Raw genomic sequence first — 14,221 nt, 5'->3', positions numbered from 1 at the left:
GCGGCTTTCCATGCCCATCTTCGCCCTGTCCGACGACCCCGACGATCTGCGTTTTCCGCCGCCGCGCCTGGCCGAGCCCGGCGGGCTTCTGGCCGTGGGCGGGGATCTGTCCGTGCCGCGCCTTTTGGCCGCCTATTCCCAGGGCATCTTCCCCTGGTACGACGACGACAGCCCCATCCTGTGGTGGTCGCCGGACCCCCGGCCGGTGCTGTTTCCGGCTGAGTTGCATGTGCCCCGCCGCCTGGAGCGGCTTTTGCGCCAGAACCGCTTCGAGGTGACCCTGAACACGGATTTCCCGGCCGTGATTGCGGCCTGCGCCCGTGTCCATCGTCCGGGACAGCCCGGCACCTGGATCACGGCGGAGATGGTCGCGGCCTATGTGGCCCTGCACCGGGCCGGGTTCGCGCACAGCGTGGAGGCCCGCCAGGACGGGGTTCTCGTGGGCGGGGCCTATGGCGTGGCCCTGGGGCGGGCATTTTTTGGCGAATCCATGTTTCACCTCGTGCCCGAGGCCTCCAAGGCGGCCTTTGTGACCCTGGCCCGGCATCTGTATGCCCGGGGATGTTCCTTCATCGACTGCCAGCAGACCACGGAGCATATGGCGCGTTTCGGCTGCCGGGAGATACCGCGCGAGGACTTTCTGCGGCTTGTGCGCGAGGCTCTGGGGCTTCACGGCGCAGGGCGGGGCGACGATCCGGCCTAGGCGGGGGCGTTTCGGACAGAAAGGGAGGCTCAGCGCGGGACTGGCGGGTCTTCCCTGGCTAGTAGATCAAGCAATTGCTGCTTCAGCCGGGTGATGTCGGGGCGTTGTTAAACGGTTTCACCGGTTAATTTGCAAGGAGAGTTGAGCCTCGCGTTGGGGATGTTGTCAAACATTGACAATGATTGGCTGCCAGCCTATACGTCATTTTAAATGGAGGGTGCCATGCCCATGAATGTTAATCTCACACCCCGGCTTGAATCTTTGGTCAAGCAAAAGGTCGCGTCCGGACTTTATAATTCGGCAAGCGAGGTCGTTCGGGAGGCGCTCCGGCTTATGGAGGCGCAAGACCGTCTTCGTACCGTCGCGCTCGAACAACTCCGCCAGGATATTCGGGAGGGCCTTGCCAGCGGCACGTCCACGCCATGGGATCCGGAAGAGATTAAGAAAGAAGGGCGCATGCGCCGTACGGCCCGATTCGCCTCCGAGACAGAGGCGTAAAATGCCTCAGATTTTCAAAAGCCCCCGGGCCAAATCAGATTTGATTGAAATTTGGGACTATATAGCGGAGGACAGCGAAGTTCGTGCCGATGCTTTCGTTGCCAAGATTCACGCAAAGTTTTTGGCCCTGGCGAAGCGGCCCGGTGTTGGCCGGGTTCGTGATGAACTGGAAAAAGACATCCGAAGTTTTCCGGTTGGAAGGTACCTCATTTTTTACCGGCCTCTCGCGGATGGCATTGAGGTCGTCCGCGTTCTTCACGCTTCCCGCGATGTAGATGCTCTTTTTGACGAAAGCGATTGACCCCAAGCGGACGGCCTGACGCGATCTGAAATGGTCGCGAAGGGCTGGGCAGTTGTGCGGCGAAGTGAAGCTCTCGCCCGGTTGCGGCATAAGCCGACTTCGAGGTTGACTGGCCGTCTCGGTAAAGCCGTCCGTCACAAAGCGAACGCCCCCTGCGGTGCGACCGGAGGGGGCGTTGCCCTTTTGCGGCCCGGGAAGAACGTCCGGGCCGGGACGTCCGTTATTTCACCTGCACCGTGATCTTCCCGAGCGGCCCCGAGGCCATAAGCGACGGGTCGTACATGGCCTCCACCTGTGGCGGCGGCACATGGAACGTCCCCGGCGTCACCGCGCGCAGCAGGCTGAACTGGCTGCGCCACTTCTCGTCCGGGAGGTCGGCGAACACGTTGACCCTATCCCCCCGGTAATCCACGTAATCCACCTCCAGATCGTCCCCGGTCATCCAGGGCAGCTTCTCCGTGGTGGCCAGACGCGGATTCTCCACCTCGATGCCCGTGGGCAGCAGGTTCTGGAGCACCAGGTTCTCCACTGCGCCGGACAGGCTGCGCACGGAGGTCTTTAACACCAGGAGGGTTCCCTGGGAAACGACATCCCCGGCCAGCGGATTGCCCTGGCGGTCCAGGTATTCGCGCACGATCTCAAGCCCCGCCCGCTCGGGCTTGTAGGCCGACATCAGGGGCACGCCGCGCGTCTCCACGCTGAAAAACGCCGCCCCGGCCTCGTAGCCGCCATCCATCTCGATGCGCAGCGCCCCGGCGTCGGGGATGCCGCGCAGGGACAAGGGTTTGTCGGAAGAAAAATCCGTCAGAAGCGTCGAACCGGCGTACAGTTTGCCGGAAAACGGCTTCTTGGCCGCCTGTTTCGCATAATACTTGCCAAGGGCCACAAAGGCGAAGGCCGCCTCCTGGGTGGAGGGATGGCGCACGGCGGCAAAGAGCCTCGCCGTGTCCGCCGCGAGTTTGGGCAGGCGAGAGTCCTTGGGGGCGGCGTCGGTCAGGGCCGCCAGATACAGGGCCTTGTCCCGAAGCGGCGAATCCAGGGCGCCGCCGGTTTGGCGTTTCACGGTGTCGGCTGGCGGCGAACCGGCCAGCAGGGCGCTTGCGGCCTTCTGGTTGCCCACGGCGGCATAGGCCGCGCCCAAAAGCCCCCGGGCGTCGGCGGACAGTCCGCCGTTTGCGGCATCGCGCAGATAATCCATGGCCCCGATGTCCGCCTTGCCCGCCCGGGCCAGGACGTACAGGGCATAGGCCGACACCTTGGCCCCGCTTCCCCCGTCCTCGCCCTCCTGGTCATCGCTGGCGGCGTTTTTGGCCAGTCCGGCGACAAAACGCAGGGCCCGGCGCAGGGAGTCTTCATCCACATGGTAGCCCGCCGCCTTGGCCTCCACCAGGAAATGGGCGGCATAGACGCTGGGCCAGTCCACGGTCTCCTGGCCGCCCGGCCACATGGAGAAGCCGCCGTCGTAGATCTGCATGCTCATCAGGCGCTTCACGGCGGCCTGGACCATGGCCGCCGGTTGGCCGCCGGGCAGGATGTCCGGGGCCAGAACCTTGGCCAGATCGGCGAAATACAAAAGGGGAAAGGCCTTGGACACGGTCTGCTCCACGCAGCCGTGGGGATAGGTCAGCAGTTCGCGCAGGTTTGCGGCGAAGCGCAAAAGGGGTTGGCGGCCGATGAAGATGTCGCGGCGGGCCGTGCCCGGCACGAATCCGGCCGCAACGTCCTCAAGCTTGGCCGAGGCGCTCTCCACGCCGCCGGACTGGATGTCCGAACGGGCCGGGAGGGGAGAGCGGGCGAAGAGCTCCTGGCTGGCGGCAGCCTTTTCGCCGTTTCCGGAAACGGTCACGGCAAAGGTGGCCATGCCTTCCCCGGGGCCGGTGGCCACCGGGAAAAACAGGGTCTTTTCCTCTCCCGGGGCCAGGGACACGGACTTTTGGGGGGCGGCGCAGGAGGCCGAACCCGTGACGGCGAGCGTCACAACGAAGTCGCCGGGGCCGGGGGTGTCGTTGCGCACGGCCACCGGGATGTCCACGGTCTCCTCCAGGGACAGGAAACGCGGGAAGCTCGGGGACACGGACAAGGGGCTTTTCACCCGGGTGACGGTCTCGGCCGATCCGAAACGTTTGCCGTCGGCGGCCACGACCATGATGCGCACCGCGCCGCGAAATTCCGGCACGTCGAAGCTCACCCGGGCCTTGCCCTGGCCGTCGGCCACGACCACCCCGGACCAAAAGGCCACCAGCCTCGAGGCCGGGCTTTCCGAGCGCAGGAATTTGCTCAAGTCCTCCAGGGAGTCGCCGCCGCCGGCCAGGGACTTGCCGTGCAGGGGCGGCACCTCGGGCAGAAGCATGGAGAAGATGTCGAAGGATTCCACCCCGAGCTGCCGCTTGGCGTAAAATTCGCCGTAGGGGTCCGGGGTTTTCTGGGCAATGAGCTGCAAGATGCCCTCGTCCACGGCTGACACGGTCAGGGCCGCTCCGGAACGGGTGGTCACGTCGATGACCAGGGGCGTCCCCGGGCGCATCTCGGCCGGGGCGGAGGCGATGACCTCCAGGCGGCCCTCGGCCCGGTCGACGTACAGGGGCGCGGCCCCGAAGGCCCTGGCCACGGAACCGGACGAAAGGTCGGAGGCCTTGCGCACCAACGTGGCGGTCACATAGGCGTTGGGCATGTATTCGGGCTTGACCGGAATGTTGATCTGGCCGGTGTTGCCCGGCATGTCCATGACGAAGGCCTGGCGCACCTCCTCGTTCTCCACGGTGACCAGCATGCGCCCGGCAAAGGGGGCGCGCACCTGGAAGGTGGCCGTCTCGCCAGAGGCGTATTCCTTTTTATCCGGCACAAGCTCGATGCGGGCCGGATTTTCCAAGGCCCAGGGCGAATAGCCGAAGCCGCCGCAGAAAAATTCCACCTGGCTGGCGGCCCCGGTGGCCGTATCCGTCAGCACTACGCGGTAGCTGCCCACGGTCGGCGGGGTGAAGGTCACGGTCCCGTGGCTGGTCCCGGCGGCAATGGTCTTGGCGTCAAGCAGCCTGGAATCGCGCACGGAATCGTATTTGAAGCTGCCGCCCGGATCGCGGCGCAGCACCGTCTGCCAGTCGTCCTTATAGAAGCGGGCCTTGAGCTCCCCGGGCTTGGCCTCCTCTCCGGCGGCGGACACGTTCACGAAATCCAGGACCAGGGGCTTGCCCGGCTCCCGGCCTTCGCGTTCCAGGCGCTTGAGCCCGGGATAGGACGGATAGGCATGCACGGGCACCCGGGCCAGGGCCGTCACCCCCCGGCCGCCGCCCTCGCGCACCCGGGCGGTGATGACCGCCGACAGCGCCGCCGGAGGCCGGACGTCCTGGGGCAGCTCGGCCTCAAAGGTCTGGGCGCCGTCCGGGCCCAGGGACTCGTCGCTCTGGAAAAACTCCGCGTCCTCGAAAGAGCGCTCGGGATCGCCGAAGGAATACTGCTCGAACCCCTTGGGGGTAAACGGGGCCTTGGTCAGGCGCACCCGGGCCTCCACGGGCAGTTCCGAGGCCGGGGCTCCGAACAGGTAGCGGCTTTTGACTGCAAATCCGAGCTTTTGCCCGGGCAGGGCCATGGTCTGGCCGGGCTCCACGTTGACGCTGATGCGGTCGGGCACGAAATCCTCGACCTGGAAGCGGTATTCGCCGATCTGTTCCTTGCCCGCCAGGAGTTCCAGGACATAGGGACCGGTGATGAGATAGCCGGGCAGGGGCAGGGAGAAGGAGGCCATGCCTTTGTCGTCGGTCTTGACCACGGTCTCCCCGAGCTTGCGGCCCTGGGGATCGGTCTGGCGAAGCGTCAGCGGCATGGAGGCCGGGGTTTTCAAGGCCGCGTCGCGGACCATGGCCATGCCGTTTAAGGTCTCCCCGGGGCGGTAGATGTCGCGTTCGCCGTAGAGGAAGGCGGTATAGCCGGTCTTGGACAGCATCCGGCCGTCCACGTCCATGCCCGTGGTGTCCGTTTGGAAGGAGTCGAACAGCAGGAAACTGAAGTCGTTGCCCTTTTCCACGGTGATCAGATAGGGCCGGTTTTTTTCCAGAATCTCCGTGGACAGTGCGGCCCGGAAAAGGCCCGAGGCGTCGGTGGTTCCCCGGGCGATTTCCTGGTTCTGGTCGCTTATGATGCGCACCGTGGCGCCCTGGACCGAGGCCAGGGTGGAGAAGGAGGCCGTGAAGACCAGGATGTCCGCGTTGCCGCGTTTGGCCACGATGCCCAGGTCGGTGATGAGCACGAGACGCTGATCGCCCTCGTACTGCCCGGGCAGGGTCAGGGCCACCCGGTACAGGCCCGGGGTCTCTTGGGCGATGTATTTTTCCAGGTTGACGGGGGTGGTGACGGCCTTGTTTTGCGGCCCGGTCAGGGACAATGTGACCTTTCGCAGCCGGTCGCCCAGGCTGTGGCTCAGGTATTGGCCGGTAAAGGACTGGTCCATGGCCGAATAGTCGAAGTTGAGGAAGGCGAACAGGTTGTTCAAATAGACCCGGTCGATGACCATATCCGCCGTGTCGGTGTTGACGCTTTTGACGGCCAGATTTTTATAGCCCGAGCGGGACAGAAACATCCCCTGGTCCTTGAAGACGGCCATGGGGTCCAGGTCTGGAACGGAGACCGCCTCCGCCACGTCCTGTTCGAGCATGGCCCCGTCGGCGGCGGCCAGGCCCTTGCGCAGGGTCACCTGGTAGTCCCGGCCGGGGATGAATTCGCCGGTCACGATGAGGTCGCCATCTTCGGAATGGATGCGCCGGGCCACCTCCGGGGCGATGGTCAGATGATCCTCCAGGGCCTTGGCCGCAACCGGCGTGGAAAAGTTGATGCGCAGCACGCTGGCCTCGCCCTGGCTCTCGGCGCTTATGGCGTTGACCTTGAGCACCGTGTCCAAAACCACCGGCACCGTCGTCTTGACCTCCCGGCCAAGGGGGACGCCGCCTTTTTCGGGGACGGTCTCGGCGGACAGCGTCAGGGTGATGTCCCGGGCCTGGGTCTTCGCGGCGATGGGGTCGCTGATGAAGGTCAGCTTGCGGCCGGGGGAGCTGTCGGGGATGTAGAAGAAAACGGGATCGCCGTCGCCGCGCAGGGGATCCAGGATTTTCAGATGCTCGAGCAGAGCCTCGGGGTTCACTGTGCGGTTGAAAACCGCCTCGCCCTCAATGCGCACCATGCCCGGCCCCTCCTCGGCGGCGGATTCCAGGTGGCCCGTCAGGCGCGTCAGTTCGAAGACGCCGTGGGCGGCGGCGAACTTCGTTTCTCCCGTCAGACGTTGGGGGGCGGCGACGATATGGTCCGGCTTTATGGTTATGGCGTAGCTTTTGGCCGTGGCGAAGGGTTCGGACGGCTCGAAACGCAACATGAACGGGTTGATCCAGGTCCAGACGCCGGACACGGACGGGGAAATGGCTGCGGGCTCCTTGGCCGGACGGCTCCCGGCCGTGACTCCGGCCACGGGATGGTCGAAGGCGATGAGCAGGGCCCGCCCCTGTTCGGCCTCGATGGACACCCCGGCCACGGTCACGTCGTCGGGGGCAGCCGTCGTCGGCGCGGGGGAAACCGCCGGGGGCGGGGGGGGCGTGCGCATGCCCGAAAGGGTCACGAACTGGGCCACGACGATGACGGCCAGGACCACGATAAGCTGGATTTTCCAGTCTTTGTACCACGGAGTGCGTTCGGGCGCGGTCATGCGGGCCAACCTCGTTTCTGCAGTGAGACGGTGTTGAGCGCGCCAAGTCGTGGGGCGCGTTCGAGGCGATGTCTGCTTGTGGGGGCGTCGCGTGCGGCCAGTGTCGCACGAACCACGGGCCAGTACCACGCGACACTAGCAACAAGGGCTGGGGCGAGGCAAGGCGGCAGGAGGCAAAAGGAAAAAATCAAAGGCTGTTCGGGGTCGGGAGGCCGGGGAACCAGGATCCGGCGGCCTCCCGAGGCAACGCGGATCAGCCCCAGAGGAAAAGGCCTGTGGCCTCGTCGAACACCCGGTGTTTTTCAGGCCCCTCGGCCGTCTGGATGGCCGCTTCGGCCGCGAAGATGCGGCAGCCGGGCATGGCGTGGCCGCCAAGGGCCGCGCCGGTGGCGTCGCTTAGGGTCAGATGCAGGTGCACAAAGGGCTGGCCTTCCTTAAGGGACACGCTGCCAAGCCCGGCCAGCACCTCCAGGGGCTTGTCCACCTCGTGGGAGACATAGCGGTGCTCGTCCTGGAGATAAAACCCCAGGCTGGCCCGGCTCAGCGCGCCGATCACCGTGATTGTGGCGTGGGTGATGCCCTTGTCTCGACAGATGGCGTCCAGGGCCTCCAGGAGGTCGGCGTCCTTGGGCAGGCGAAAGAGATGCGGCGCGCTCATGTTCAGAAAATCCTCCGTTTCAAGAGTTCAGTCCGTTTTTTGAAAAGTTCCTCGAGTTTGGCCAGTTCCTGTTTTTGTTCCTCGGATTTGGCCAGATCCTTGGTTTTTTTGATCTGGAACTCGGCCTGGCGTTCGTTGTTTTCATAGACGGCGGCATAGGCCAGATGCAGGTGGGCCCGGAACAAATCGCCGGACTGCCCGAGCATCTGGCCGTAGGCGGTCTGGATCTCCGCGTTGTCGGGGAAATTCATGCGCACCCGGTTCATGTAGGGCAGGGCCTGGGCGAAATGGCCGGTCTGGGCCAGAAGCCGGGCGTATTCGAAAAGGGCCGTCAGGTCGTTGGGATTTTTGTCCACGGAGCGCCTGAGATAGTCTTCGGCCAGGTCGTAGCGCCGGGACTTGATCTCGAAGCGGCCGATCTCGCGCAGCCATAAGGGGTCTTCCCCGCCGCAGGCCATGGCCTCGCCAAAGGCCGTTCTGGCGGCGGCGATGTCATGGGTGCGGCCCAGGGCCACGGCCAGCCCAAGCCTGTCCAGGCAGGTCATCTTGGCCCCCAGGCCCCGGTAGTATCCGATGGCCTTCGGGGGGTCGTCGTAGCGGGCCCGGATGATGGTCTGGGCGCGCAGGAATTTGCCGTCGTTCTCCTTGCGGTCGCGAATGGCCTTGGGCATCTGGTTGATGCGGTCTTTGAGGTAGCCTAGCCGTTCGGTGACATCGGGGTGGGTGCTCAAGTAGGCCGGGATGGTGCCCTGGCCCTTGAGCCAGCGCATGCGCCGGATGGTCTCGAAGGCCCCGACCATCCCCTGGGGCGGATATCCGGCGGCCACCAGATAGTTCATGCCCACCTGGTCCGCCTCGCGCTCGTCCTCGCGGCTGTAGCTCAAGTACGTCTGGGCGGCGGCCGCCTGGGAGCCCAGAATCAGCGCGCTTCCGGCCTCGGGAGCGCCTGCGGCGGCGCCCAGGGCGATGCCCGCCACCATGCCCACCAGTTGCCCGATGGTCAGGGTGGTCATTTTCTCATAGCGGCTGGCCAGATGGCGCTGGGAGACGTGGGCCAGTTCGTGGGCGATGACCGCCGCCACCTCGGATTCATGATTCAGATTGAGGATGAGCCCGGTGAAGACGAAGACGTAACCCGCCGGGGCGGCGAAGGCGTTTAAGGCGTTGTTTTGGATGACCCCGATGGTCAGGGGGAAGGGCTGGGGCGGCATGGACTTGGCCACCCGGTTGACCATGTCCGTGACATAGGCCTGGATCTCGGCGTCGTCCACCAGGGGGAGCTTGGAGCGAACCAGGGCGTTGAATTTTTCGCCCAGTTCCCGTTCGTCCTTGAGGGTGAACTCGAACAGGTCGGCCCGGGCCGGGACAGGGCGCGCCACCTGCCAGAAAAGGGCGCACGCTCCGGCCGCAAGGCAGGCAAGGAACGCCGTCAGGACGGCCGTACGGCGAAGTGGGGTGCTCATGTCCTTTCCTTACCTCCGCAGGAGAAAGAAGAAAAGGGCGGCGTGCGGGAGTCGTCCGGATGGTCCCGGACGCGCCCTAGCGGTTCATGAGGTCCAGAAATTCGCGGTTGTTTTTGCTGCCGCGCATCTTGCCCAGCAGAAACTCCATGCTGTCGATGGGGTTCATGGGGGCCAAAAGCTTGCGCAGGATCCACACCCGGTTGAGCACGTCTTCCGGGAGCAGCAGTTCTTCCTTGCGGGTGCCGGAGCGGTTCATGTCGATGGCCGGGAACACGCGCTTTTCCGCGAGATGGCGGTCCAGATAGATCTCCATGTTGCCCGTGCCCTTGAACTCCTCGAAGATGACCTCGTCCATGCGCGAACCGGTGTCGATGAGCGCCGTGGCGATGATGGTCAGGGAGCCGCCGCCCTCGATGTTGCGGGCCGCGCCGAAAAAGCGTTTGGGCCGTTGCAGGGCGTTGGCGTCCAGGCCGCCGGAGAGCACCCGGCCGGAGGAGGGGGTCACGGCGTTGTAGGCCCGGCCCAGGCGGGTGATGCTGTCGAGCAGGATGACCACGTCGCGTTTGCGCTCAACCAGCCTCTTGGCCTTCTCGCTGACCATCTCGGCCACCTGGACGTGGCGCTGGGGCGGTTCGTCGAAGGTGGAGCTGACCACCTCGGCCCGCACGGTGCGTTCCATGTCCGTGACTTCCTCAGGACGCTCGTCGATGAGCAGCACGATGAGGTAGGCCTCGGGATGGTTGGCGTTGATGGAGTTGGCGATGGTCTGGAGCAGCATGGTCTTGCCGGTGCGCGGCGGGGCCACGATGAGCCCGCGCTGGCCGTGGCCGATGGGGGCCAAAAGGTCGATGACCCGGGAGGAATAGTTTTCGCCGCCGTTTTCCATGACGAACCGCTGGTTGGGATACAGCGGGGTCAGGTTGTCGAAGAGCACCAGGTTTTTCGAGGCCTCGGGAGGCGCGAATCCGATTTCGCCCACGCGCAGAAGCGCGAAATAACGTTCGCCCTCCTTGGGGGGGCGGATCTGGCCGGAGATGACGTCGCCCTTGCGCAGGCCGAAGCGGCGGATCTGGGACGGCGAGACATAGATGTCGTCGGGCCCGGGCATGTAGCTGTACATGGGGGAGCGCAGGAAACCGAATCCGTCGGGCAGAATCTCCAGAACCCCTTCGCCGAAGATCGAGCCGTTTTGCGAGGCGCAGTTTTGCAGGATGCCGAAAATCAACTCCTGCTTGCGCATGCCGCTCGGATTCTCGACGTTGTAGGTGGTTGCGAGCTCCATGAGCTCGGGCATGCTTTTGAGTTTCAGTTCCGAAAGATTCATTCCTTACTCCGTACAGAGGGGCGTTGTATGGTGCACAGCCGTGGAAAAGAGAGGGTTTTCCCGTAAAAAGTCCGAACCAATCCTGACGAAATATGCGATGGCTCTCTTGGCGCGGAAACGATGCAGCGGAGGTGCGTTCCCCGCAGATGCCAACGGTAGTGTAAGCGGAATGACGCTCGCGGAAAAATCAAGCTCCAGTCGCTGTTGCCTTCGCGGAAGTGTCAATTCTGTAAAAAAGAACCGGATTTGGAGGGGGCACTGCTTGGCGGCCCGGGGTGTTACTTATACAATTTGTGGGCACTGTCAAGCGGGATGTGCCCTTTTTGACGTTCTGCGCGCCCCGCCGGTCACTCCACGATCTTGGGCTGGATCACGTCGGCGAACAGTTCATTGATGACCGCCTTGACCTCGTCCTGCTCCTTGGAAAGGGACAGGCTTAACTCCAGGGTTAAAAGTCCGGTGGCCTGCTCGAGCAGGCGGCGTTCGCCAAAGGACAACTCCTTGTTCTGCCCGATAAGCAGGAGCTCCTTGAGAACATAGGCCACATCGGCCAGATCCCCGCTTTTGAGCTTCTCGGAATATTCCCGATAGCGGCGGTTCCAATTCTGCCCGGTGTATCCGGTGAAGTCGGAACGATCCTTCAGGGACTCGATGATGGCCCGGCCCTGGTCCTCGGTACACAGAGGACGCAGGCCGACATTCAGAGCGTTTCGCACCGGCACCATGAGCGTGACGTTGTTGCTCAGTATGCGGACGATAAAAAAATCCGTCGTCGCCCCCCCGATGTCCCGGGATTCGATGCGTTCCACTTTGCCCACACCCTGGGCGGGATAGACGACTAGCTGGTCAACGGAAAACACCGTGGGGCTCCTTTGCGAGTCGAGAAGAAGGGAGGATGCGTCCAGTGTTTTTTCTAAATAACGCAATGGGCGAAAATAGTCCATGTCTGATTCAGGCGGGTTGGCGGCGGTCATGCGGGGGGTACCGGCGGCGTATGGTTGATCTGGCCCGCCTGGCGCTTGGCCGTCTCCAAGCCCTCGGTCAAAAAGAGCGTCGCCAGACGGGCCGCGTCTTCGGCCACGCGTGCGGCGATGGCCCGATCGTTCTCCGGGAAGCGCTCCAAAACATACCCCTTCACGTCGCGTCCCGGGGCGGGACGGCTTATGCCCAGACGGATGCGCACGAAATCCGGCGTGCCCAGCTCCCGGGTGATGGAGGCCAGGCCCTGGTGCCCGGCGTTGCCGCCGCCGCGCTTGATCCGGATGCGGCCGAGCGGCAGATCCAGTTCGTCGTGCATCACCACCAGATTCTCCGGATCGATCTTGTAGTATCCGCACAGATAGGATGCGGCCAGTCCGCTTAAATTCATAAACGTCAGGGGTTTTGCCAGCAAATGCGGCCCCCTGGCCGGGCCCGTCAGCGTCAGGTGAAACAGTTCGACATCCTTGCGCGACGAGATGCGCGCGGCCTGGCCTTGCTCCCGCAGGGCGTCCACAGCCCAGAAACCCAGATTGTGCCGGGTCATGGCATACTGGGGACCGGGGTTGCCCAGTCCCAGAATCAGGGAAGTGAAGGCCATGGCAAGCGGGGGTTGTGATGCGGCCACAGGTCGAGTCCCGGGCCGGAAAATACGTTTGTCGCCATCATGCGCGTAAAAGAAGGCGGAAAACGGGGCCGCGCGTCGGCGAACACCCGGCGCGGCCCGTCCGGCATACAGCGAGGCAAAGGAGGCGGCCCGGGCGGGGCCGCCTCCGGATCAGGGCGATGATCAGGATTCGGCCTTGGCCTCTTCCTCGGCTTCGAAAACCACGCCGACCACGGCGTAGTTGTCCTCGTAGACGGCCTTGACGCCCTCGGGCAGGACCAGTTCGGAGACCACAATGTTTTCATTGGTGTCCAAGGCCGTCACGTCGATGGTCACCTTGTCCGGGACGGACAGGGGCAGGCATTCCACCTCGACCATGTCCCGGAAGATTTCGAGCTTGCCGCCGAGCACCACGCCTTTGGCCTTGCCGCTGACCACCACGGGCACGGACACCCGGATGACCTTTTCCAGGTCCACGCCGTAGAAGTCCACATGGGTGATGCGGGGCTTGGTGGGGTGGCGCTGGACGTTCCAGATAAGCGACGGCCTGGTCTGGGGGCCTTCCTCGCTCTCGATCACCAGATCGAAAACGTGGGAGGAGCCGGTTTTTTCCCGCAGCTTGGTCAGGGGCAGTTCGGGGACCATGACCGGTATGTTGGTTCCCTTGGAGTCATAGAAGATGCCGGGCACAAGGTTCTCGACGCGCAGCCGCCGACAGGCGCCTTTTCCCTTTGTGGCGCGGGGGGTGACCGCGAGGGACAGTTGCTCTTTCATGGTGGTTCTCCTTTTCGATTCCGGCGCGGATTGTACGCCCGGCGTGTGATTTTTTAGGTGAAAAGCACGCTCACCGAAGACTCGGTGTGGATGTTGTGAATGGCCTTGGCCAAAAGTCCGGCGATGGACAGCACCTTGATCTTGGAACAACACCTGGCTTCTTCGCCCAGAGGGATGGTGTTGGTGGTCACGATCTGGGAAAAGGGCGAGGCCTCCAGGCGTTCGATGGCCGGGCCGGAGAGCACGGGGTGGGTGGCGCAGGCCATGACCTCGCGGGCGCCGTTTTCCAAAAGCACCTGCCCGGCCTGGACGATGGTCCCGGCGGTGTCGATCATGTCGTCCAAGACCACGCAGACCTTGTCCGTGACGTCGCCGATGACGTGCATGGCCTTGGCCTGGTTGGGGGCGTCGCGGCGTTTGTCGATGATGGCCAGCCCGCCCTCCAGGCGCTTGGCGAAGGACCGGGCCCGTTCCACGCCCCCGGCGTCGGGGGAGACGATCATCAGGTTGTCGCTGTGGATGCCTTTGAAATATTCGGCCATGATCGGCGCGGCATAGAGGTTGTCCACGGGCAGGTTGAAAAAGCCCTGGATCTGTCCGGCGTGCAGATCGATGGTCAAAAGGCGGTTCATCCCGGCCACGGTCAGAAAATCGGCCACCAGCTTGGCGCTGATGGGGGCCCGGGGGGCCACCTTGCGATCCTGGCGGGCGTATCCGTAATAGGGCACCACCGCGGTCACCCGGTGGGCGCTGGCCCTTTTTAAGGCATCCAGGATCAGGCACAACTCCATGAACAGAAAGTTCACGGGCTTGCAGGTGGACTGGATGACGAAGATATCCGATCCCCGGACGTTGGCCCCGATCTCCACCCGAATCTCGCCGTCGCTGAAGGTGCTCACCTTGGAGGGCAGAAGCGTGCAGCCCAGGTGGTCGCAGATGGCCTCGGCCAGCGCTGGGTTGGACGTACCGGAGAGGATTTTCAGATCGCCTTGGGCCATGGAGTTTTGCCTCGATAGTGGTGTGCCGGGGGGCTGCCTTGCGGCGCGCCTTTGACGTCCGCTTCCGTCCAGCCATAGCCGGATGCGGCGTTCCCGCGTGGCGTCCGACCCGCCAAGGGCGTGTGGGGCCGGGCACAAAATATGGCTGGGGCGGAAGGATTCGAACCCTCGAATGCGGGGACCAAAACCCCGTGCCTTGCCAGCTTGGCGACGCCCCAGCAGTACCGGGCA

The 14,221-nt window shown here is 64.2% G+C and carries 11 protein-coding genes and 1 tRNA gene; 3 read left to right on the top strand and 9 right to left on the bottom strand.

The features are described 5' to 3' along the window. Positions 1-10: 10 nt before the first annotated feature. The 3 genes from aat to GD606_RS05270 all read left to right on the top strand — a co-directional run bounded on the left by aat (position 11) and on the right by GD606_RS05270 (position 1,502). On the top strand, positions 11-703 hold the full coding sequence (gene aat / locus GD606_RS05280) for a leucyl/phenylalanyl-tRNA--protein transferase (protein WP_163302129.1): 693 nt from the start codon (positions 11-13) through the stop codon (positions 701-703). Positions 704-925: 222 nt separating this feature from the next. After that, positions 926-1,201 (top strand): type II toxin-antitoxin system ParD family antitoxin, encoded by a 276-nt coding sequence (locus GD606_RS05275; protein WP_163302128.1) that lies wholly within the window; start codon positions 926-928, stop codon positions 1,199-1,201. Between the two features lies 1 nt (position 1,202). After that, entirely contained in the window at positions 1,203-1,502 is a 300-nt protein-coding gene (locus tag GD606_RS05270; RefSeq protein ID WP_163302127.1) for a type II toxin-antitoxin system RelE/ParE family toxin, read from the top strand. A 220-nt stretch (positions 1,503-1,722) separates the two neighbouring features. On the opposite strand, the gene GD606_RS05265 is transcribed toward GD606_RS05270, so the two are convergent. The 9 genes from GD606_RS05265 to GD606_RS05225 form a co-directional block, all read right to left on the bottom strand. After that, positions 1,723-7,188 (bottom strand): alpha-2-macroglobulin family protein, encoded by a 5,466-nt coding sequence (locus GD606_RS05265; RefSeq protein ID WP_176629222.1) that lies wholly within the window; start codon positions 7,186-7,188, stop codon positions 1,723-1,725. A gap of 253 nt (positions 7,189-7,441) precedes the next feature. After that, positions 7,442-7,846 carry a PPC domain-containing DNA-binding protein gene (locus tag GD606_RS05260; protein ID WP_163300647.1) on the bottom strand — a complete coding sequence of 135 codons (405 nt, stop codon included), beginning with the start codon at positions 7,844-7,846 and terminating at the stop codon, positions 7,442-7,444. A 2-nt stretch (positions 7,847-7,848) separates the two neighbouring features. Next, positions 7,849-9,309 (bottom strand): beta-barrel assembly-enhancing protease, encoded by a 1,461-nt coding sequence (locus tag GD606_RS05255; protein ID WP_163300648.1) that lies wholly within the window; start codon positions 9,307-9,309, stop codon positions 7,849-7,851. Between the two features lie 76 nt (positions 9,310-9,385). After that, a complete protein-coding gene (gene rho, locus GD606_RS05250; protein WP_163300649.1) occupies positions 9,386-10,633 on the bottom strand; it encodes a transcription termination factor Rho in 1,248 nt (415 codons plus the stop codon). A 347-nt stretch (positions 10,634-10,980) separates the two neighbouring features. After that, a complete protein-coding gene (locus GD606_RS05245; RefSeq protein ID WP_163300650.1) occupies positions 10,981-11,493 on the bottom strand; it encodes a CarD family transcriptional regulator in 513 nt (170 codons plus the stop codon). Between the two features lie 110 nt (positions 11,494-11,603). Next, positions 11,604-12,212 (bottom strand): aminoacyl-tRNA hydrolase, encoded by a 609-nt coding sequence (gene pth, locus GD606_RS05240; protein WP_163300713.1) that lies wholly within the window; start codon positions 12,210-12,212, stop codon positions 11,604-11,606. 189 nt (positions 12,213-12,401) lie between these two features. Beyond that, positions 12,402-12,992, bottom strand: coding sequence for a 50S ribosomal protein L25/general stress protein Ctc (locus tag GD606_RS05235; RefSeq protein ID WP_163300651.1), 591 nt, complete (start codon positions 12,990-12,992; stop codon positions 12,402-12,404). Between the two features lie 53 nt (positions 12,993-13,045). After that, on the bottom strand, positions 13,046-13,990 hold the full coding sequence (locus GD606_RS05230; RefSeq protein WP_163300652.1) for a ribose-phosphate diphosphokinase: 945 nt from the start codon (positions 13,988-13,990) through the stop codon (positions 13,046-13,048). A gap of 142 nt (positions 13,991-14,132) precedes the next feature. Next, positions 14,133-14,208, bottom strand: a tRNA-Gln gene (locus tag GD606_RS05225). Positions 14,209-14,221 lie beyond the last annotated feature (13 nt).

The sequence above is a fragment of the Desulfolutivibrio sulfodismutans DSM 3696 genome, assembly GCF_013376455.1.
GTDB lineage: Bacteria > Desulfobacterota > Desulfovibrionia > Desulfovibrionales > Desulfovibrionaceae > Desulfolutivibrio > Desulfolutivibrio sulfodismutans.
The sequence above is the reverse complement of the archived record's forward strand: the minus strand, read 5'-3'. Positions and strand labels throughout refer to the sequence as shown.

Excerpts from the sequence above, each read along its gene's own strand:
- GD606_RS05235 (WP_163300651.1), bottom strand. The coding sequence starts at position 12,992 with ATGAAAGAGCAACTGTCCCTCGCGGTCACCCCCCGCGCCACAAAGGGA.
- GD606_RS05230 (WP_163300652.1), bottom strand. The coding sequence starts at position 13,990 with ATGGCCCAAGGCGATCTGAAAATCCTCTCCGGTACGTCCAACCCAGCG.
- aat (WP_163302129.1), top strand. The coding sequence starts at position 11 with ATGCCCATCTTCGCCCTGTCCGACGACCCCGACGATCTGCGTTTTCCG.
- GD606_RS05260 (WP_163300647.1), bottom strand. The coding sequence starts at position 7,846 with ATGAGCGCGCCGCATCTCTTTCGCCTGCCCAAGGACGCCGACCTCCTG.
- GD606_RS05275 (WP_163302128.1), top strand. The coding sequence starts at position 926 with ATGCCCATGAATGTTAATCTCACACCCCGGCTTGAATCTTTGGTCAAG.
- GD606_RS05270 (WP_163302127.1), top strand. The coding sequence starts at position 1,203 with ATGCCTCAGATTTTCAAAAGCCCCCGGGCCAAATCAGATTTGATTGAA.
- GD606_RS05255 (WP_163300648.1), bottom strand. The coding sequence starts at position 9,309 with ATGAGCACCCCACTTCGCCGTACGGCCGTCCTGACGGCGTTCCTTGCC.
- rho (WP_163300649.1), bottom strand. The coding sequence starts at position 10,633 with ATGAATCTTTCGGAACTGAAACTCAAAAGCATGCCCGAGCTCATGGAG.
- GD606_RS05265 (WP_176629222.1), bottom strand. The coding sequence starts at position 7,188 with ATGACCGCGCCCGAACGCACTCCGTGGTACAAAGACTGGAAAATCCAG.
- pth (WP_163300713.1), bottom strand. The coding sequence starts at position 12,212 with ATGGCCTTCACTTCCCTGATTCTGGGACTGGGCAACCCCGGTCCCCAG.